Annotated in this window: 16 protein-coding genes and 3 pseudogenes; 3 read left to right on the top strand and 16 right to left on the bottom strand. The window is 58.6% G+C overall.

What is annotated here, in order from left to right:
* Positions 1-1,300, top strand: a 1,300-nt coding sequence (locus GHK62_RS27055) for a thioesterase domain-containing protein (protein ID WP_234887079.1), incomplete at its 5' end; no start/stop codon positions are given.
* Positions 1,301-1,431: 131 nt separating this feature from the next.
* Here the strand turns inward: GHK62_RS27055 and GHK62_RS34595 are convergent.
* From GHK62_RS34595 to GHK62_RS33765, 13 genes and pseudogenes are all read right to left on the bottom strand, one after another.
* A pseudogene (locus tag GHK62_RS34595) lies at positions 1,432-1,831 on the bottom strand (IS30 family transposase); the annotation flags it as partial.
* Positions 1,832-2,237: 406 nt separating this feature from the next.
* Positions 2,238-2,823, bottom strand: a pseudogene (locus GHK62_RS27065) (IS630 family transposase); the annotation flags it as partial.
* Between the two features lie 78 nt (positions 2,824-2,901).
* Positions 2,902-4,473 carry an IS66 family transposase gene (tnpC, locus tag GHK62_RS27070; protein ID WP_153442063.1) on the bottom strand — a complete coding sequence of 524 codons (1,572 nt, stop codon included), beginning with the start codon at positions 4,471-4,473 and terminating at the stop codon, positions 2,902-2,904.
* A 54-nt stretch (positions 4,474-4,527) separates the two neighbouring features.
* Positions 4,528-4,881, bottom strand: a complete 354-nt coding sequence (gene tnpB / locus GHK62_RS27075) for an IS66 family insertion sequence element accessory protein TnpB (RefSeq protein WP_153442064.1) — start codon at positions 4,879-4,881, stop codon at positions 4,528-4,530.
* Complete coding sequence (gene tnpA / locus GHK62_RS27080; protein WP_153442065.1) at positions 4,862-5,335, bottom strand: IS66-like element accessory protein TnpA; 474 nt, start codon at positions 5,333-5,335, stop codon at positions 4,862-4,864. The genes tnpB and tnpA overlap by 20 nt, the downstream gene beginning before the upstream one ends.
* Positions 5,336-5,443: 108 nt before the next feature.
* Positions 5,444-5,779: pseudogene (locus tag GHK62_RS27085) on the bottom strand (helix-turn-helix domain-containing protein); the annotation flags it as partial.
* A 205-nt stretch (positions 5,780-5,984) separates the two neighbouring features.
* On the bottom strand, positions 5,985-7,127 hold the full coding sequence (locus tag GHK62_RS27090; protein ID WP_153442066.1) for a ComEC/Rec2 family competence protein: 1,143 nt from the start codon (positions 7,125-7,127) through the stop codon (positions 5,985-5,987).
* Positions 7,127-7,624 (bottom strand): hypothetical protein, encoded by a 498-nt coding sequence (locus tag GHK62_RS27095; protein WP_153442067.1) that lies wholly within the window; start codon positions 7,622-7,624, stop codon positions 7,127-7,129. Before GHK62_RS27095 ends, GHK62_RS27090 begins: the two co-directional genes overlap by 1 nt.
* A gap of 6 nt (positions 7,625-7,630) precedes the next feature.
* Positions 7,631-8,380, bottom strand: a complete 750-nt coding sequence (locus GHK62_RS27100; RefSeq protein WP_153442068.1) for a hypothetical protein — start codon at positions 8,378-8,380, stop codon at positions 7,631-7,633.
* Positions 8,381-9,464: 1,084 nt separating this feature from the next.
* Positions 9,465-12,677 carry a hypothetical protein gene (locus tag GHK62_RS27105; protein ID WP_153442069.1) on the bottom strand — a complete coding sequence of 1,071 codons (3,213 nt, stop codon included), beginning with the start codon at positions 12,675-12,677 and terminating at the stop codon, positions 9,465-9,467.
* A 20-nt stretch (positions 12,678-12,697) separates the two neighbouring features.
* Entirely contained in the window at positions 12,698-14,584 is a 1,887-nt protein-coding gene (locus tag GHK62_RS27110) for a flagellar biosynthesis protein FlhA (protein WP_153442070.1), read from the bottom strand.
* Positions 14,581-15,582, bottom strand: coding sequence for a hypothetical protein (locus GHK62_RS27115; protein WP_153442071.1), 1,002 nt, complete (start codon positions 15,580-15,582; stop codon positions 14,581-14,583). Before GHK62_RS27115 ends, GHK62_RS27110 begins: the two co-directional genes overlap by 4 nt.
* A gap of 115 nt (positions 15,583-15,697) precedes the next feature.
* Positions 15,698-15,865 carry a hypothetical protein gene (locus tag GHK62_RS33765; protein WP_167528376.1) on the bottom strand — a complete coding sequence of 56 codons (168 nt, stop codon included), beginning with the start codon at positions 15,863-15,865 and terminating at the stop codon, positions 15,698-15,700.
* A 300-nt stretch (positions 15,866-16,165) separates the two neighbouring features.
* Here GHK62_RS33765 and GHK62_RS27120 point away from each other — a divergent pair, with 300 nt between their 5' ends.
* A complete protein-coding gene (locus GHK62_RS27120; protein ID WP_153442072.1) occupies positions 16,166-16,708 on the top strand; it encodes a hypothetical protein in 543 nt (180 codons plus the stop codon).
* Positions 16,708-17,127 (top strand): hypothetical protein, encoded by a 420-nt coding sequence (locus tag GHK62_RS27125; RefSeq protein WP_153442073.1) that lies wholly within the window; start codon positions 16,708-16,710, stop codon positions 17,125-17,127. The genes GHK62_RS27120 and GHK62_RS27125 overlap by 1 nt, the downstream gene beginning before the upstream one ends.
* 36 nt (positions 17,128-17,163) lie before the next feature.
* On the opposite strand, the gene GHK62_RS27130 is transcribed toward GHK62_RS27125, so the two are convergent.
* Genes GHK62_RS27130 through GHK62_RS27140 form a run of 3 tightly spaced genes read right to left on the bottom strand, consistent with a single transcriptional unit; the run spans position 17,164 to position 18,999 of the window.
* Positions 17,164-17,928, bottom strand: coding sequence for an EscU/YscU/HrcU family type III secretion system export apparatus switch protein (locus tag GHK62_RS27130; RefSeq protein ID WP_153442074.1), 765 nt, complete (start codon positions 17,926-17,928; stop codon positions 17,164-17,166).
* On the bottom strand, positions 17,915-18,724 hold the full coding sequence (locus GHK62_RS27135; RefSeq protein WP_153442075.1) for an EscT/YscT/HrcT family type III secretion system export apparatus protein: 810 nt from the start codon (positions 18,722-18,724) through the stop codon (positions 17,915-17,917). Before GHK62_RS27135 ends, GHK62_RS27130 begins: the two co-directional genes overlap by 14 nt.
* A 5-nt stretch (positions 18,725-18,729) precedes the next feature.
* Positions 18,730-18,999, bottom strand: coding sequence for a flagellar biosynthetic protein FliQ (locus tag GHK62_RS27140; RefSeq protein WP_153442076.1), 270 nt, complete (start codon positions 18,997-18,999; stop codon positions 18,730-18,732).
* Positions 19,000-19,001 lie beyond the last annotated feature (2 nt).

The following is a 19,001-nucleotide window of genomic DNA, read 5'->3' on the forward strand; positions in this document are numbered from 1 at the left end:
TGACAAGCGTCTTGTCGCCTATGTGGTCTGTGGACCCGAGGCCGGGTCGAACAACGAAGATGGCGGAAGCGGGCTGGCCGGCGCGTTGCGCGCGCATGTGAGCGGGCGACTGCCGGACTATATGGTGCCGTCGGCCTTCGTGCGGTTGGCAGCACTGCCGTTGACGCCGAACGGCAAGCTCGATCGCAAGGCTCTGCCGGCGCCGGAGGACGACGCCTATGCGCGCCGCAGCTACGAGGCGCCGCAGGGCGCGGTCGAGACGGCGCTGGCAGAGATCTGGGCGGAGCTTCTCGGCATCGAGCGCATCGGGCGCAACGACAACTTCTTCGAGCTCGGCGGCCACTCGCTCCTGGCGGTGCAGTTGCTAAGTCGAACGCTGGCTGTTGGGCTGAAGTTTAGCGCTGCCGATCTCTTCCAAGCCCCTTTTTTGAGGGACCTCGCATCAAAGATCCACTTTAGGCGACAGCCCAGCGTTCCGGAAGTGATTTCCGTGCAGGCAACCGGGTCACAACCACCGCTCTTCTTTGTTCCCTCAGGACTGGGGGATTGTTCCTATGTCCTCAGTTTGGTGAAGGAAATGGACGTAGACTGTCCCGTTTATGCACTGCCATGGCCACCTTTCAAAGAAGTTTGTCCACCAACTCTTGAAGGAATAGCCGCGGAGGTGGTCCTGGCAATTAGAGAGATCCAGCCACGGGGCCCATACCGCCTTGCTGGATACTCATCAGGTGCAATCTTGGCTTATGCAATTGCCCAGCGCTTACTAAGTCTCGATGAAGCTGTCTCATTCATGGCGTTCATCGATGTCACGTTACCTCCAAATTTGTCAAAGCTGTCACCCAGCCAAATGGTACGGGAAGTGGTGCTGGAATCACTTGATTTCCTGGATGATGAGAGCTTTGAAGTGTTGGAACGTTTTGCTGGACGAAGTTCGATTACACAGCTGCTTGAAAAGGCACAGCAAATCGGGGCGATACCTCTGGATCGTGATCTCCAAAATGTTGGTTTGATGTATCAGAAAAGCGCGCGATTTCATATGGCGTTGCAATCGTATCAGGTTGCCTCCTTGCCAATCGAAATACATCAGTTTTATGCCATGGAGCCTTTCATCAGTCGGCGGATGCAACCTGATAAACAGTTAGATCGGGAGACCAAGCGGGGTTGGGATCTGGTTTTGAATGCGAGGGCCATTCATGCCGTACCGGTTCCAGGCAACCACGCTACGATGGTTAGCAATCCAAAAAACCGCCGAGTTCTGGCTCGAGCCATTTCAACGGCCTTAATCGGGACTTCTAAATAGGTCCCAAGGAACTCTCCGAATGTTCTCGCCTCGACGGTTCGTCTCGAGCCCCCGAAAAATACCCCACAAATCGGGAATTCGCGGTGGAGAATCTAATCCAAGTGCAACAATGACGAGTGGAGGGTAGGGCATTACCCGCAATCGCGCAAATGCGCCAAGAAGACTTCGGCGGGCGTGCGATAGCCAAGGCACTTCCTGGGCAGGGAATTTAGTTGATGGGCAAGGGCGACCAACTGCTGCTGGCTGACGATGGATAGGTCGGTATCGCCGGGCATGAAGCAGCGGATGCGCTTGCTGGCGTTTTCGACGGCGCGCCTTTCTGCCACGGTGAGTTTGGATCACAAAACCAGATCCTGGCAACGATCCCGTCTTCCAAAGCCCTTAACCCGCGAAACTCGGTACCACGCTCGAAGGTGAAGCTCTGCCGAGCAAAGGCGGGTAGCGGTGAGAAGGCATCGACGACATTGTCGAGCCATTCTTGATCACCACCGTGTAGCGGCTCTTGCGCTCGAGGACCAGCGCTATCTTGCTAGCCACCTCCTGGGTCTTCATCGCCTGAGCGGCGCTAGCTCTCCACGAGCCATGAGTCCGCTACCGCAGGCGCGAGCCCGGCTATTCGTAGCGGAGCTAGGCGCGTCGAGGCCACCACAAGGCCGAGATGCTCGCATTCGATTGGAACTCTGCTTCTGCCGAGCGGTTCTCTTGTGGAAGACGCGAGCAACGAACGATGACTGAGAAAGTTGCTATTCCGCCCAAGAAGGGCGATTCCAAGGCGCGGCCCGTCCGCGTTCCCGACCCTCAGGTATCGGCGCCAAAGTCCGATGAACGCAAAAATCCGCCTCGGGACACAAGAGAGCGCCGGCGCCCAACCCGAATGGCCACACGTCCCTTCGCCCCGATGCACGACACGCTGCCGTGCGCCTACAGCAGATCCTGTTCAATCCGGGTCATATCCTGCAGCTCTGAAGTAGTTGGCGCATTCTCCAGGACTGAACCGGGGTAGCAAGGCGCCGACTGCGTCCCAAAGGGCATCAATCTTTCGCTCCGCTCTTGCCCAACATGGCTTTCAATTTCGAGAATGCGTTTTCGATGGGATTAAAGTCAGGGCTATAAGGCGGCTGGAACATGAGTTTGGCGCCGGCGCGCTCGATGGCTTCTCGCACCCCGGCTGCCTTGTGGGCGGGGAGGTTGTCCATAACGACGACGTCGCCGGTCTGAAGGGTCGGCGAGAGCACTTGCTCGACGTAGGCCAGGAAGACATTACCGTTCATCGCTCCGTCGTAGACGAAGGGTGCGGTCATGCCTGTGAGGCGGAGCGCGCCGGTGAATGTCGTTGTTTTCCAATGGCCGTGCGGCACACCTGCTCGGCAACGCTCGCCTCGAATTGCACGTCCGCGAAAGCGTGCCATTTTGGTCGACAGGCCGGTCTCATCTATAAAAATCAGCCTCTCGGGATCGAGATCAAGCTGACCATCGAACCAGGCGCGTCGCCGCTTCAGGATATCCGGCCGATCCTGCTCCAATGGTAAGCGCTATTTTCCCCGCACGTTGACGCCCACGATTCGACGGATCGCCTCCGAATTGGAAGGCATCTGGTCTGATCAGGCAGTGGCGGTTTTCGCGAAGTTGAAGGGCAGAAGATCATTGATGTCGGCGTCCTCGGTGCGCTGAGGCAGTTCGGTGAGGGCGTAGCGCAACCACGCTAACGGCTCGACGCCACAGGCGCGGCAGGTCAGCATCAGGCTATAGATGACGGCGCTGGCCCTGGCTCCGTCGACAGTATCGCTGAACAGCCAACTCTTTCTGCCCGTTGCAAAAATTCTGATGTCACGCTCCAGAAGATTATTGTCGATCGGCATCCTGCCATCTTCGATGTAGCGCGTCAGATAATCCCATTGGTTCAGAGTGTAGGACACGGCGTCGCCGAGCTTGCTGTCCGGCAAGACCTTCGGCTCGATTTCGTCGAGCCATTCCTTGAGGGCGTTCAGGACAGGGATGCTGTGTTGCTGGCGCAAGCGGCGAATGCAGTGATCTCGCGTTTCGCCGTCATCGGGGATTTCGTTCCGCGCCTGCCTTTCAACGCGGTAGAGCTGTTCGAAGAAGCGGAGCGCCTGCTCCGGCGGTCCGCCGCCTTTCTTCCTGGCCTTGAAGGCCTCGACAAAGCGCCGTCTGGAATGGGCCATGCATCCAAGATGGGTTGCGTCCTCCAGTGTACGCCAGGCGGAATAGCCATCACTCATCACTATCCCGCGGTAATCGCCGAGGAAGGCCTGCGGGTGTATTTGGCCGCGGCCCGGCTGATAATCGAGCAGCACGATCGGCTCGTCACTATGCTCGCCGCTCCGGTAGGCCCACATATATGATGTATCGGTGGCCTCTCGATCCTTTTCCTTCAGCACCTGAACAGTCGTCTCGTCGCCGTGGATGAGGGGCTGCGATCTGAGCCGCAGCTTCAGGGCGTCATAGATGCGGGAGAGATGCTTTTCGCTCGAGCCGATCACCCAGTGGCCCAGAGCGCCACGGCTGACGGGAACGCCGGCGCGCTCGAAGACCTGTGCCAGGCGGTAAAGCGGAGTGCCGTCGACGTATTTGTGAACGAGCGCGAAGGCCAGCGTCGAAGCCGTGGCGATGCTGCCCGGCAAGGGTTGTGCGGGCATCGGCGCGGTCACGACCGGCGTGTTGATGCCGGTCCGGTCGCAATGGCGGCAAGCATATTTGAACCGCACATTCTGCAGGACCTTCGCCTTCACCTCGATATGAAGTTGCTCGGTAACGGTCTCGCCCATGCGATGCATCTGGTGACGGCAGCAAGGACAAGCCTTCTGGGCGTCGGCAAGGTCATACTCGACACGCTCGCGCGGCAGGTTTTCCGGCAAGGCCTTGCGGCCGCGCTTCTTTCCCGTCGCGCTTTCGACGGGTGGCAACCCTGTGTCCGGCAGGTCGACGACATCGCCATCTTCGTTGTCGGCATCGTCCTCATCCGCGGCCTGTTCAGCTTCATTGAAGAGGCGGTCAATGTGCTTTTCGCTCTTCGGCGCAAAACGATGCAGCCGTGCAAGCGCCAGCTCTTCCTCGAGTTTGACGACGCGTTCTGTGAGCTGACGGTTCTCCGCCTGCAGCGCAGCAATGCGCGCCATCAACTCTTCAACAGTCGGTTCGCCGGGTCGATTCATCAGATTCTTGAATCGAAAGCATGCCGCCGCGTCAACCGCTCAATTCGAGAGCCCTCAACCGGCAACCTGATATTGCCGCACCGGATGGCGGACCATCGCATCGATATCGATGCCGTCGAGGATCCAGTGCAATTGCTCGGTCGTAAGCGTGACCACCGCTGCCTCGCGGCGCGGCCACCGGAACTTGTCCTCGGTCAGCCGCTTCAGGACCAGCACAAAGCCCGACCGATCGAAGAACAGGAGCTTCATCCGGTCGCGACGGCGATTGCAGAACGCAAAAACCGCCGGAGCAAACGGATCGAGCGCCATCGCCTCCTGAACCAGCACCGCAAGGCTGTTGATGCCGGCCCGGAAGTCGATCGGCTCGCGGTGCAGGTAGACTTTCAGGTCAGCGCCCAGTCTGAACATGACCCAGTGCTCCGATGACCGCCGTCAATGCATCCACATCACCGCATTCCAGCGTCAACTTCACGCCGTTCGGCAGTGCCGCGCTCACCTTGGCTGGAGAGGAAAAAGGCGCAGCCCTTTTCGATGCCGACCCACGCACTCCATCGCAAGTCCCCGGCACATCCACCGCAGCCATGCTGCTCTGTCGCAGCAAGGCCCGATCGGAAGTGCTTTCAATCTGAACCGGGATAAACGCCGGTGATGAGGACGGCGGGAGGGACTGCGTCTCCGTCCGTTTCTTTATCCACTTCCGAAGAAGGTTCGCATTGACCCCATGTTCGAGCGCAAGCCTCGATACCGACACGCCAGGCTCAAGGCAGGCCGAGACAAGACGGTCCTTCGATGCGGGTTCGTATCGGCGTCGCCCGTTCCGACCAACAAGCCTTACCTGCAGTTTCTGATCATCGTCTTCCATCACAAGGTGTCCACCTATTTTGGTGGACACCTCATGCATCAGAGCACTCAACAGCAAAAGGTGCGGGGAAATTCGCGCTTACCTCCAATGCATGTGCGGACTTTTTTTAAACGTCCAGCCACGGCGTCGTAGCCAAGCACCGAGCGCGCTCCGGCTGATACGCATCTGCTGCTCAACGAACAGACGCTCGACCATCTCATCGAGCGTCACGTCCTTGCGATCATCGATCATTTCGATAATGAACGCCTCGTGTGCATCCAAGCTCGAGGATCTTCGCCAACCTTGTGGCCGTGCTGTCTGCTCGCCATCTCTGGCTCGCGCAATCCAGCGGATTGCTGTCGAAACTCCAATCCCGAACCGGGCTGCAGCCTGACGCGCGGAAACGCCTTTCGCCGACAATTTCAATACCCGCAATCGAAGATCATCGCTCAGTGCTCGTGCCATCATCCACCTCTCCAAAGTGGATGTTGAATCAGCTTCGGCCCCCATCGTCACCTCACAATCGATTCATCGATCGCAGGATCTGCTCTAGGTCAGCGAAAGCTGTCGAGACTGTTGCATGCAGCTCCGGATTCCGGACCGATTCTTGCATAACAGCACGCGCATCCGGCGCTAACGTTGCGCTGGTCGCCCTTGGCCGCGGATTGGGTCATGGGACCGAGCGTATGGCCGGGGTACTAGGAAGAGTGGGAAGGCCCGAAGCCGAGAAGGACTTTGTACACCCGCAAACAGTATTGTATTCCGTTTGAGAACTTATTGCTCCGTCGGGGCTGATCGACACGACGATATCGCCCTTGCAGGGCGTCGGTCGGGCGACTAACGGGCTAGCGTAAACATTCAAATAGTGTCGAAGGCGCGAAGTCAGCGCGCCATTGTTGTAAATGCGTTTGAGCGCCCTTTCGTCTGGATTGAACAGGTTGGTGCATAGACGAGTACAAGGTAAACTTTGCAACTTTTCGATAGTCTCAAAGTCAGGATGAATACGCCCGCCTGCCGAGATGATAGCGATCGAATCGTCTATGCCATCAAAGAAATCATCCAACGTTTCTGGCGAGTTGTCATAGCGTGAACCATGATGTGGAAGCTTGACGACGTTCGATGCGATCGTCGCATTCACTTTCGCTCGGTACTTTCTATGCCACTCCCAATTCTCATCAACCGAGTCGCCGCCAAGGACGATGCGGCGCCCAGCGTAGTGCATCTCAATGGCGACGCTAATCTCGTTGTTGTTGACAGTGGCGATTTCGTTCGGATCCAGGACCATTTGGGCGATCTGCCCCCGCATCCTTTTTGGCGGAGATATACCGTAAAACTCCACCGGACCAAAACCGGATACTCCTAAGCGATCGAAGTCTCCAGACACTTCGATCCAATTGTCGGGCAAAAAATTCTCACTCGCGTGCTTGAGGATTTGGACGAGTTCCAAGTGGCGGTTCGCAATGTCCTCATCATCAGCCAGGTTGGCTAGAGCGAGAACTTTTTTTGCGTACTTCTTTAGACGCTCCTGATCTGTCAGCACGGATGCCAGCGGAAAGGTCATAAAAGAAGCTATTTTACCCTGATAGTAATCCAAAACGTCGCTTATTCCGGCATAATGGTCTTTATCTGGGTGCGTGATACAGACGAACTCTAAGTCAGCGGCGCCGAGAGATTTGAGCTTGTCGAGAGCAGGAGATTTGCGGGTCCGTGTACGATTACAATCAATGACACCGAATCTTCGATGCGTACCATCGTTGTACTCCACGATCGTACAGTCGCCGTTCTCGACATTCAGAAAATGGAGAAGAAGCATTAAAGGCTGTCGGCCCACTCAGTCATTGCAGTGAAGCGCGACTTGAAATCTTCTGACAACAGTGTCTTCTTTGCACGTCGCTCAACTTTCAGGGAAGAGTACCGCGAACTGGTGTCGATGCTTATCGAAATCGGCATGCCTTCAAAACGTATCTCTGGCGGACACAGCTCCACGGGGACCTGGAGCTCAACGATTTCGCCACCGGGAGCAGCGGTCACCAGGACGAAGTGTTCTCCGATATCCCTTACCGTCGCGTCTATTGCTTCAAGCTTACCCGTGTCCTCACGCTTCTCCGGAGCTACTTGCTTCGGAGGAGCTACATAATCCTGGTGAAGCGCGGGGGCGTCGTACGGGAGGGCACTGATCGACGTGTTTGTGGCGCTGCCTGCGAAAGGAGAAAACCGAGCGTCAGACAAGGGATTGGCGTCCGGGGCTTGCAAATGCCGGCCCGGATTGAAGCCACCCCAATCTTCTACTCTTGTAGCGCTATCCAGCATCTTGTCTCAGCCCCGGGACGAATATTTTGCAACAGAAAGCAGCTTTCGCGCGTACGGATCTTTCGCTCTAATCCATCTAAGCAGATTAGTGCCCCTAAAGTTTATGTTATGTTGGAAAATGTCAATATCTGCAGCGAACTCATGTGCGTCGGTCGCTTCTTTGACCCGCTCTACTTTTTTCTGCAAAAACTGACCAATGTCGTTCTCTCCGCCCGGGCCGGTCTGCAGTCGAAACTGGATGTCATGTTCCAGTTTGCCGGTCAAGATCAGCGCAACGTCTGATACTTCAAAACCACTCGACGCGTCGGGCGGCACGGCAAGATCCTTGTACCTCGCTGTGACCTTATCTCGATGGTGATCGAAATCTTTGGCCCTGCCACCTGTCATAAGCAAGCGAATGCCGACGCGGTTCAGGTTCTTGACACCGAACTTTGAAATCAACTCCTCCAACGAGGCGTTGCAAACTTCAAGGTATTCGCTGGATAGGAATTTCTCGAACTCCACTCCCTCTTCAATCTCGATACTCCCACTTACGGCGTTTGTATCCACTGCAAAATTCGCACCCGCTCGACTGCGGTTGGCGGCAACGTTTTTGGCCGCATTGATTTGAAATGCATTGTTGGTTGGCCCAACTACGTCCCAGTAGTCATTAGCGGTATCTAGAATCGTTTCGATGATTGTACCCGGCCTATCCGCCAGTTCGTATCGATGATCAAAATCGACTCTAAAGATAAATCGATAGAGCAAACTGTCCATGGAAACATCCTACGGGCGAAAACACGTAGCAATGTTGCATTGCGATGTGAAGATTTCAATCACCTTTTTCTGACCCGGCGATGTGGCGATTGGCGCGAGCTTCGTGCAACAGCGCGCGGGATGCATTGCTGATAGCCGCCTGGGAATCCTTGACCCGCGGGTCGCACACGTCGTCTCGTGTTGGCGGTCGAACGTCGTATTGCGCGGGGGTGCTCGAGCTGAGCGGCGTTCACGGATATTCGACAGAGTGGCGGCATCAAAAACGTGGTCGACCGATACAGGGCGGAGTGGCTATTATCGACCCGGAATTCGTTGAGGAGGAAATCCGGTCCGGCCGCCTCATGTTTCCTTTTGCGGATATGGCTCCGGTGATCAGCAGCTACCAGTCATTTATCCCCAATCGAAGTCCCCACCATCCCGCCGGTTCCCGGCTTCGGGACTGGCTGAGGAGAAATGCTGATATTGCGCCAAGTTCCGGCGGGTTCGGGGAGGCGCACAGGCGTCGATGGCTCCGGTCTCCCGCACCGCAAGTCGATGGCGCCGAACGCGGGGCCGCAGATCATCGCGCGGCACAATCACTTGGGGTGATCGTCTTTCTTCTTTCGTTGGCGGGCGTTCCTCCGAAAGGATCTAAGCTGCACGCTCCAAGCCCAAGCCAGGCGGCTCGCCTGTAGATCTCCCCAAGAGGCGCGCCTTCCGTGCCGAAATCGCGACCGGCAGCCGAGAGAGCTGCCAAACTCACTTTTCTCCTGAATTCGGCGAATCGAGAACGTCGCTGCGACGTCGCCAATCGCGTAGTGCGCGTCCTCAGAGCTTTGTGGAGAGAACGGTCGTGGCCTGCGTGCCGACCGTGGATCCTACAATTTCAAGCCGTCGCCGGGCTTGCGGGTGCAGCGGCGGCGGCGCTTTCAATCCAGATTGCAGGACCGAAAGCTTGCGCCCCAGGGAGGAAACATAAGGTCGCGTGTTATCCGAAAATTCCAGCGACGCGACTTTTTGCCAGACTGCATCTTCTGGCGCGAGCAATCCGCGCCGGTCTCGACGAGCCGAACTCGTTCGCGGCTTCCTCCGGCATGTTTTTCTATTAGGCGGACATACGCCCTATCTGTCGTGCGATGACCGAATCCCAATCGACGGGCGTCGCTTCGTGTTCATCGAGGTCGCCAATCTTGATCGGACCGAATTGAAAGCCGCGGGCGAACTTGATCGGATCGTCCAGCAGCCGTCGCAGGGTTGATTCCATCTCTTTCGTCTGTTTCTTGAAGGCGTTGTTGTCCTTGATGCCCTGGTAGATTGAATAGCCCATCCAGGCAGCGGTGGAGACCAGATTGGCCATACCGAAGGCCAGCGTCCAACCGCGCGCGAGGGCCAGGGTACCGGCGGATCCCAGCAGACCGATCGTTCCACCAGTCGCCACCCGGTTGATCAGGTTGCCGATTTGAATTCCCATGTTGATGATGGCTTCCCCGGCAATAATGGTGTCGGCAGCAAGGCCTACCGAAATCAGGCTGATATTGACCGGGTCGCCCCTCTTCACGTCGGCGATCAGCCAAAGCGCCTCAAGCGGCAGCCAGGCGGAAAAAATAAGGGCATTGGCGACGTTGACGCCGGTCTTGAGCAGTTCCGCGGAGTCCTGCCGCGCGACCTTCGCCCATTTGCTGAATTTGCTGTCCTTCGTCGACTCTTTGAGCCCATCGCCGACCGCCTGCAGGATGTTCACGCCCGTCGAGGCGGCATAGAGGATGAGGGCAGAGAGACCGACGTTGTCCCCCGGCGCGAGATTGAATCCGGCATAGACCGTGCGAGCGCCGTACATGATGGCGTTGACCGAGCGGACGATGGTGTTCTTGTACTCCGTCAGTGACGTGCCGCTTGGCGCTTCCGTCACCCGTTCGTTCACCACCTTCTTGAGCAATTCATCCGTTATCGTCTGGATCTGGCCACCTGGGCGGCCGAGCGACCAAATATAATAGATGATGCTCATCACATTGCCTTTGAAGAGCCCCGCTGCGTCGACATTGTCGCCGAAGAAGGAACGGCCCATGGAGCTGATAGTATCGCCGAACAGATCTTCGAGATCGGTGTTAGCGCTGGAGAAGGCCGTGGGATCTCCGATGACGAGATCGGGGGCACGTTCCTTGGCGAGGTCGGTTATCTTGCCCGCCATCTCCTCGACGGTCTTCATGTCGTAACGCCCAAGCACCGAGATACTCCAGCCGTCTTTCTTGGTTCCGAACAGCTTTTCGGCAATCTGTGAGGAGTTGAGGTTCGGGTGGTCGCCGCGGATCAGGGAATGTGTTCCGCCGCTCGCGATGCCGCGCCCGGCCAAACCCGCGGCAATAGCAATCATCGCGCCGATTTCCTGCGGCGTATAAGTGTTGATGCTCGTCCTGCGATGGAACTTACCGTCCGCTCCGCGGTACACGAGATCTTGATTGAGCGTCTTCGGCTGCACCCGCGAGACCAGCGCCCCCGCATCCAGAAGCGCCGTCACCGCCTGTGCGACCGCCTCCCGGTAGTCGCCAGCGCCCATAGCCGAGCCTTGCGGCGCCTTCAGGCGGAAAGTCAGCCGCTCTAGGTGGCCCGGCAGGTCCCTTGCCGAAATTTCGCCCCTGGCGAATTTGTCCCACAGGGACTCCAGGATGGTCAGCACTTCACTGGAAAAGGTCTGTCGAGCAAACGCTCTGTCGTTTTCCCCGCCGAATAGGTTTCCTGCCATGATGGAGGTGGCGTCGGAAAACAGGCTCGCTACCCCACCCGGCTCCAGTGCCGGACCGAAGACGATCGCTTGGGGGTCGGTTCGCTTGATGAAGCCGGTGAGAGTCTCGCCGGCGTTATTGAGGGCGTCGACGTCGTGATCCTTGCGCACGGAAGCATCCCAAGACGCGAGCTTGAAATCCGTCGCCTGGCGGGAGGCTTCGCCGCGCATGCCGGACGTCACGCCTGACTGGCCGAGATACTCACCGGCGAGCTTGGTGCTCATCACCATTAGAGCGGAGAGTTCGTTCGTGCTCATTGCCGTGTCGCGCGCCGCGTTCGACGCGAGCGCCGCCCCGTTGAAGAGTATCTTCGCGCCGTCGCGGAGCGCATTGGCCTCCTCGCCGGAAATGCCGTTGCGCTGCAGGTAGCGATCGATGGCGCCGTCGAGGCCCCGCACGTCGCCGCCGTCCAGTTCTACGAAATCACCCCACAGTTCGCGGAAGAGAGAAGTAAGTTCGGCTCTGAACGTCTCCTTGCCCGCGCCGGAATAGTTGCTCGCGATAAGGTCGATTGACTCGCCGGCGATCGTTTCGAGACTCGGAATGGGCTTGTCGTCCCGCGTCAGGTGCTTTTCCGTAAGCAGGCGTCGCATGGAGGCGACGTCATAAATGCCCGACTGGAACAGCGTGGCTAGGTTCGAGACTTCCGGGGTCGCCCGTCCACTCACCGTGCGGTCGCTGCCGTTGGCGACATCCGCCATCTGCTTCATCAAATCGGAATCGAACAGTCCCGAGCCGAAGACTTCACTGCAGATGAGGCCGTCTGCAATTGGCGGCGTGACCGTTCCGACCCCCTTGGCGCCGGTGAGACCATCCAGGGCGTCGGCGAGTTCCGGCAGGCGCGGCAATACCTCCTTGTTGTAGAACTCCTTGTAAGCGGCCTCGATCTTATCCGAATTGGCGGTCACCGTGGCTTCTGGCAGCACCGACATGTAGAAGGCAAGGGCGTTGTTATACTCCTGCAGGATGGTCTGGATGTCCTTGCCCGACCTCAGGCCATCTTTGAGAATGCCGCCATTGACGAGTTCGCTCTCAAAACTCCTGGTCAGTGTTTCGCGCAGGTCCTTGACTTCCTCGTCGCGCGTGATGGTGTTGTCGATGATCTTGGCCGGATCCGTCTCCGTTTCAGGAGCCACGCGGTTGCCGGTTGTGAGGATGTGCTTGAAGCCTTCGAACACCTTTTTTGTAAGCAAGGACTGCACTTCCGGATCGCCCTCAAGAATGGCAATGGCGTTGTTCAGGTCTTTCCAGATCTCATCCTGATTGAGCGGCTTTTCGCCGAAACGTTTGGGGAGATCGTCGTAGTGATCGTAATCCTCGCGTGCTTCAAGCAGATCGAGCAGCGTAATCAACTTCTGCTCCGCGGTGTACTTGTCGGGGTTCAGTGCAACGTCGATACTTTGGAAGTCGCGGTTGTCATCCTTGTAACCCTCGAAAATCCCCCTGTAGATTTCTTTCCGCAGGCTGGAATTGTTTAGCCGGTCCATCTCATCCCGGATCGGCGATGAAGTGTTCTGGTTGTTAACGCCTTCGACCATTTTCCATTCCCTCTTTATTGTCAGGCTCCAACAGCGGCGATCACGTCGCAGGTGATTTCCTCACTGATGTCGTCGGGCGAGAGCACCGGCATACGGCAACCGTGACGGATCAGGAGCGCCTGCGACAAAAGCCGGATGTCGCTCTCTACGATAGCAACGGGGTCGCGATGCTCGGCATTCGCTGCGGAAAGCTTTTGATCGGCGTCCTTCACCAACCGGCGCAGGTTCTCGCAGGCCTCGGCCTCCGCTTCCCCCGAGCTTTCTTTGAAGGCGCGCACGCTGCGCTTCCATTCCGGGCCGAGCGTGATGACGGGGAGTAGCCCTCTTTGGTCCAGAAGGCCGAATGCGATCTGACGGCCGAGCGCCTGTCGCGCGCGCTCCGCCATATCCTCCGGCGCCTGCGTTTGTTGGGAGGTGAGCAGGGCCTCGAGAAGACCGCGTGGCTGAGACACGGTGACGCCGGAATCGAGCAGGCGGCGCATGACGGCGACGAGCAGCATGGGCGGTACCTGCGCCCGCACATCGCTTGCGAGCTTGCCCAGCCTCGGCTCGAGACTCGCGAGCCATTGCGCCGCGTCTTCAACGCTGAAGATCGATCCGATGTGGCGGCGGACGATACGCGCAATATCGTTGGCAATCTGCTCCGCCGGTCGGCTCGGCGGGCACTGGACGAGACCTGCCGGCACGTTCTCGACCTGGATGTGCATGAGATCATCGCCCATACGGGGATCGGCATTGAATGTCGGTACCGTAATAGCCACGCCGACGGCCTTGGCCAAGACGCCGATACGGCCGTCGAGCAGCGTCGCCAGGCCTTCGGCCGCCAAGCGTGCCATGGTTGCCGCCGAGACTGTTGCGATAATGGGGTCGCCGTACTTTGTCCTGTCGAGGGAAACGGCCGCAGGTTCTTCCGATCCTCGAGCCGGGCTGCCGGACTGTCTCCGGCGCCACAGTGTGAATGCGAGGAATGCGAGCACGCCGGAGATCGGCCAGAGGACCGCATCCGGGAAGCCGGGCGCGAAACTCATCAGCGCGGTCATGGCGGCTGCGACGCCCAATGCACGGGGCTCTCGCACCAGCTGACGGCCGATGTCCGTTCCGAGGCTGGTGCTGCTATCGTCGTTTACCCGCGTGACGACCGTGCCGGCTGCGATGGCCATCAACATCGACGGGATCTGCGACACCAGCCCGTCGCCGACCGAAAGCAGCGAATAGAGGTGGGCGGATTCCGAGAAGCTCAAGCCCCGCTGGAAAATGCCGATGGCGAGACCGCCGAGCAGGTTGACAGCAACAATAGCGAGGCCGGCGATGGCGTCGCCCTTGACGAAGCGCATGGCACCATCCATGGCACCGAAGAACTGGCTCTCCCGCTCGAGTTGGGCTCGGCGCTTTTGCGCCTTCTCCGCTGTGATGTGGCCGTTGCGTAGGTCGCTGTCAATGGCGAGTTGTTTCCCGGGCATGGCATCGAGCGTAAAGCGGGCTCCCACCTCGGCAATGCGTTCGGCACCCTTCGTGACGACGATGAACTGCACGAGGGCGATGATCAGGAAGACGACCAGTCCGACGAGGACGTTGCCGGCCACGACGAAGGATCCGAAGGTGTGGATGATTTCGCCGGCGTCGCCTTCCGCCAGCACCAACCGGGTAGTCGAAATGGTCAGCGACAGCCGGAAGACCGTACCGATCAGGATCACGGCGGGGAATGTGGAGATGTCGAGAATGTTGCGCAGGTAGATCGTCGTTATGAGGACGATGAACGCAAAGGCGAGATTGAAGGCAATCATCGCATCGACGAGTACTGTCGGTAGCGGCACCACCATCATGGCGAGGACCAGCGCGAAGAAGACGGCGAATAATATATCCGTTCTGCGCCACACGCCGGAAAGGACCGACGATCCGGCAATCATCGCTCGGTTTCCAGTGAATCGACATTGGCGAGGTTCAGTTTCAGGCGCGGCTCCGGTTGCTCGAAATTGACGGTATCCCTCTTGCCCCCATGAGCGACTACGAGTAGTCCCGGCCGGATTTCCTCGATGCGCCATTCCCCCGAGATCGCGTCGCCTTCCCGGTAACGACGTCCATCTCGCCCGACAATGAACTTGACCGGCGAATAGCCCGCCGCCGCGACGAAGCCCTCGAGTCCGGAGGCAAGTCTGGTCCGATCGACCAAGGGAACGGGACTGCGCCCGCCAATGGAGGACAGGATTGATGCAAGCCGTCTTTGACTTGCGAGATCGAGGGGGGAAGCGTTTTCTCCGACCAGAATTTCCGTCCCGTCCGGGGTGACCTCCGCCGGCACGTTGAGCCCTGCGAGCCGCATTGCCTCGCCGAGTTCGGCGGCGATGGAGGTGGCCGTTGGGCGCGGCTCCACCGAGGCTCGGCGGGAGGGCCTTTCCGAAGGGGCTGGAGCCCCTTCGAAAATGAGGCTGGTGACGAGAAGCAGGGCCGCCAGTGCCAAAAGCCCGGCGGCGGCGTTACGCCGGCGCGAAGAACGCGCAAGTGATGTCGAATTTTGGGGGAGGCCCTCGATAACGCATTCGACATCCGCAATGTGAATCACCGCGCCATTTGCGAGGATCGCGCGTTTGCCCTGGCGCAGGTCGCGTGTGCCGAGTTTGATGCCCGCGCCGATTGCCTCGACGGCGGCGCCCGCCTGGTCGCCATCACCCCAGAACTCAAGACGGAACGCCGGCTCAGCCTTCAGGCCAACGACGACGAGATCGCAGTCCGCACCGCCGCCGACGAAGTGTGTGCCCTTGCCGGGCACAAGTACGCAGGTGCGGCCGCCACGCGTAACCCGCAACGAAGGCTCGCCGGCGATTGCCCGAGCACCGGCTCGCTGTGCCGGCGAACCCTTTGCAGTCGGCGAAGCGTCGATTGAAGGCAAAGCAGGTCCTGCACGCATGCATCACTCCAATCGTTTCTGCTGATGGCGCACTCCTCAACTTGGCAGGGCGTTGTGAAGTGAAGAGCGCAATGCGGAGGAGGGCGAAGCCGCAGCGGCTTCGCCCTAGGCCATATCAAGCCGGACCGATCTTCTTCGTGGCGTTGGCGACGCCATTGATTTTGGTGATTTCGGTCGCGACCTGTAGGCTCTGTGCGGTTGCTTCGTTCTGCGCAGCCTTGAAGCTGGAAATTGCAGAACTGATTCCCGCATCCAAGGTAGATGTAGGACTGGTACTAGCCATTTCTTGTCTCCTTGTTGAACGCTACTCAGATTACTCAAATCGAAGAGACAATCAATTTGTTATTTTGAATATTTTCCGGAGATAAGCCGGCCATTTATGCAATAAATATCTAGCATCTGTTTTATGGATACAGTTATGAACGTAGAATCACGACGTTTAACATATTTAGGATCTCCAGGGTCGACTCTCTGGGTTAGTTTTTACTTTTGGATACCCAAGAAAGATCTATCTGAGTCCGCAAGTCAGTGCTAAGAGCTTCCGGACGGAATACGAAGCGGAGGTACCGTCGTGATAGGCCGCATGTTTCTTGTCGCTACAGCCGTTTGGCTCACACTCGCATCAACTGCGAGCGCCGATGCTCGAAGTGTCCACCTCAGCGTTATTTCCCAACCTCTGGCTCAGGTTGTCGAAACCCTGTCTTCCATAACGGGTATTCCGGTGACAGCCGTCGGAACGCTGAGCGGGACAGTCGAGAACTGGAGCGTCTCTGGCAGCGGGGTGGAGGCGTTCATGGCGCTTGGCGAAGCGGCGAACCTATTCGTTGCTTTCGACGGGAGCCGGATGGTTCTTTCTCCCAAAGGCGAGACGAACACCGTGGTACTGGAGCAGCAGGCAAGAAACTGGAGTGTGGCACGCAATGCAATTCGGGCACTGTTTCCCATTTACCCCGAAGCGGCGATTCAGCACGACCCCATGAGCGACGTCTTAATTGTCCGCGGTCCGCCGATCTTCGTCTCCGCCGTCGAGAAGGTGGTTAACCTGTCCACCGAAAAAAAGATTCAAATCTACAAAGGTGGTGTGCGCGAAATCGTAACCGTGCACCGTACCTCAGCGACGAACTGATGCCCAAGGCGTGGCCAACGATCGACGCCGTCGCCATCCGCCAACTCCTTTGGCTGAGGAATGCCCGTGAGGCGAAGCTCGGGCGGCGGCTGAAGGAATTCGAAGAGCGGTTGCAGCGCATTGCACAGGAGAAAGCCTCTGCGGAAGGCCGGCTAGACGACATTTGCCGTAGGGAGGAGCAGTCGTCACCGATGCGTCAGATGGCCCCAGGTAAGCTCGTCACGGGCCGCGACCTGCTCGTTGCGTCCGGCCGGACTGGATTGATCGGTCGAGAGCGCTCCCTGGCTCAGGCGCGCATTCAAGACCTCAACGCGGAATGCGCGAGGCTTTCTCTGCTGCTGACGGAACTTAGAGACGAGTTGTCACTTGCGCGGCGCAAGGCGGCCCGGATGGATGCTCTCGTTTCACTGAATCCCTGAGAGACGGCTCCCCTGCTAGCCTTGCTTGCGCGCCGGTCAGTTTCGCATGTCCGCGCCGATTTGCCGACGAGCCGATTTCATAATCGGATCGCCCTGGGTCTCCTTGTGTTCGCGCCGCGCTTCGGTCTTGGTCATGCGGTGTTCCCGTCGGAAGAGTGCGCGTGAGATGTGCAGGTCGAAAAGCGCCGCGATGATCATGATCGCGGCCGAGATGACGGCGATCGTGCCGACAAGGTGAACCGCAACGCCCAAGGCGCAGGCCTCGCCGCACAGTGGCGACCACAAGATCCCATTGAGGAAGTAGAGAAGCGTGCCGGCGCCGGCGAGCGAAAGAAGAGCCAGTTTCGCGAGTCCCTTGAGGAACTCCGTGAGGCTGTCGAGGGATACGACCTTTTTCAGACCTTCCATTGGATTGAGACGGCCGAAATCGAAGCCCATGTGTTTCATCGACGCGGGAAGGCCCTGCGCATCGATTATCGACGCCGCAATGACGACTGCCAATCCGAGGAGAAGGGGAGGCCAAATGATTCTGAGCAGTGCGTAACCCATGTCCGTCAGGACCGTCGCCGGTGCCGGCACCTCTGCAGGCTTGCCGACGAGTTGCAGCACCGTTTCGAAAAGATGAACGAGATCACCGATGATCCCGCCGAGCCCCCAGGCAAGATAGGTTGCGATCGCCAGCACCGACAGCGCAACCGGAAGCTCCCGCGAACGCGGGACCTGGCCATCCCGCCTGAGCCTGTCGAGCTTTACCCGGCTCGCAGGAAGGGACTTTTCCTCGGTGTCGTCATTTTTCGCCATCGCCGACTTCCAGCGACGCCTTCACCGCGGTGAAGGATTCCGTCCATAGCGTCCCGAAATAGCTGGTGACGAAGCTCGCGTAGATGACGAGCACCACGAGGACGGCGAGGTTCTTGAAGGTCAAGCTGCTGTCATTCAGCGGGACCTGCTTGGCCGAGCGGCCGACGAAGGCCAGCGACAGCTCGACCACGCACATGACAATGACGAAGGGAGCGGCGAGCACCGCACCGACCCGAAACAGCCGGGCGAAACTTTCGAGTATAACCATCAGCCAATCATCGGTGGCCACCGGGCTCAAGGAGAAGAGCGGCCAGAGCCCGAAGGAATTGTAGAAGATCGCCACCAGATCGATGACGCCGCCCGCTGAGACGAACACGGCAAGCGCTATAGACATCAAGAGCGATCCGAGCGGAGACCCTTCCAGCGCATTCACTGGGTCAAAAAGGTTGGCGGAATTCGCGCCGCGATAGACGTCGGTCATGTCTCCTGCCGATTGTGCCGCCCAGAAGGGGATGCCGAGGCCCATGCCCAGCAGTCCGCCGAAGACCATCTCCTTCAGCGACAGGCCCGCGAGGTCGAAATAGGAAGTCTTTCCCAGGGCAAGCACGGAATAGGCGTAGGAGACCGACGGGGCCGAAAGCCCGATCGCGAGTCCGAAACGCAGGATGCCGACGATGCTGAAGAGCGAAAACAGCGGAAAGATGAGCGTGATCCCGAGGGCGCGCGCGGCGCCGAGCAAAGCGGCGGCCGGCACTGCCGTTTCCTCATTGACCAGGGACGTAGCCTCCAGTGCCATCGGCGCTACCGGACCATCGTCGGAAAATCGTTCAGGATGTGAATGGAATGCTCGATCAGCGGCGTCGCCAGCGCCCGTCCGAAGACGAGCAGCAGAAAGGAGATCGAGAAGATCTTCACGATCTGCGAGATCGTCTGCTCCTGGATCTGCGTCGCCGCCTGAAAGATGGCGATCACCAGCCCCAGGACGGCGGCGAATGCGAGGATCGGTCCCGCCAGCGCGAAGGTGGCGACGATGGACGTGCTGATCTCGGTGGCGATCTGTTCCTCAGCCATGG

It is taken from the genome of Sinorhizobium terangae (assembly GCF_009601505.1).
Classification (GTDB): domain Bacteria; phylum Pseudomonadota; class Alphaproteobacteria; order Rhizobiales; family Rhizobiaceae; genus Sinorhizobium; species Sinorhizobium terangae.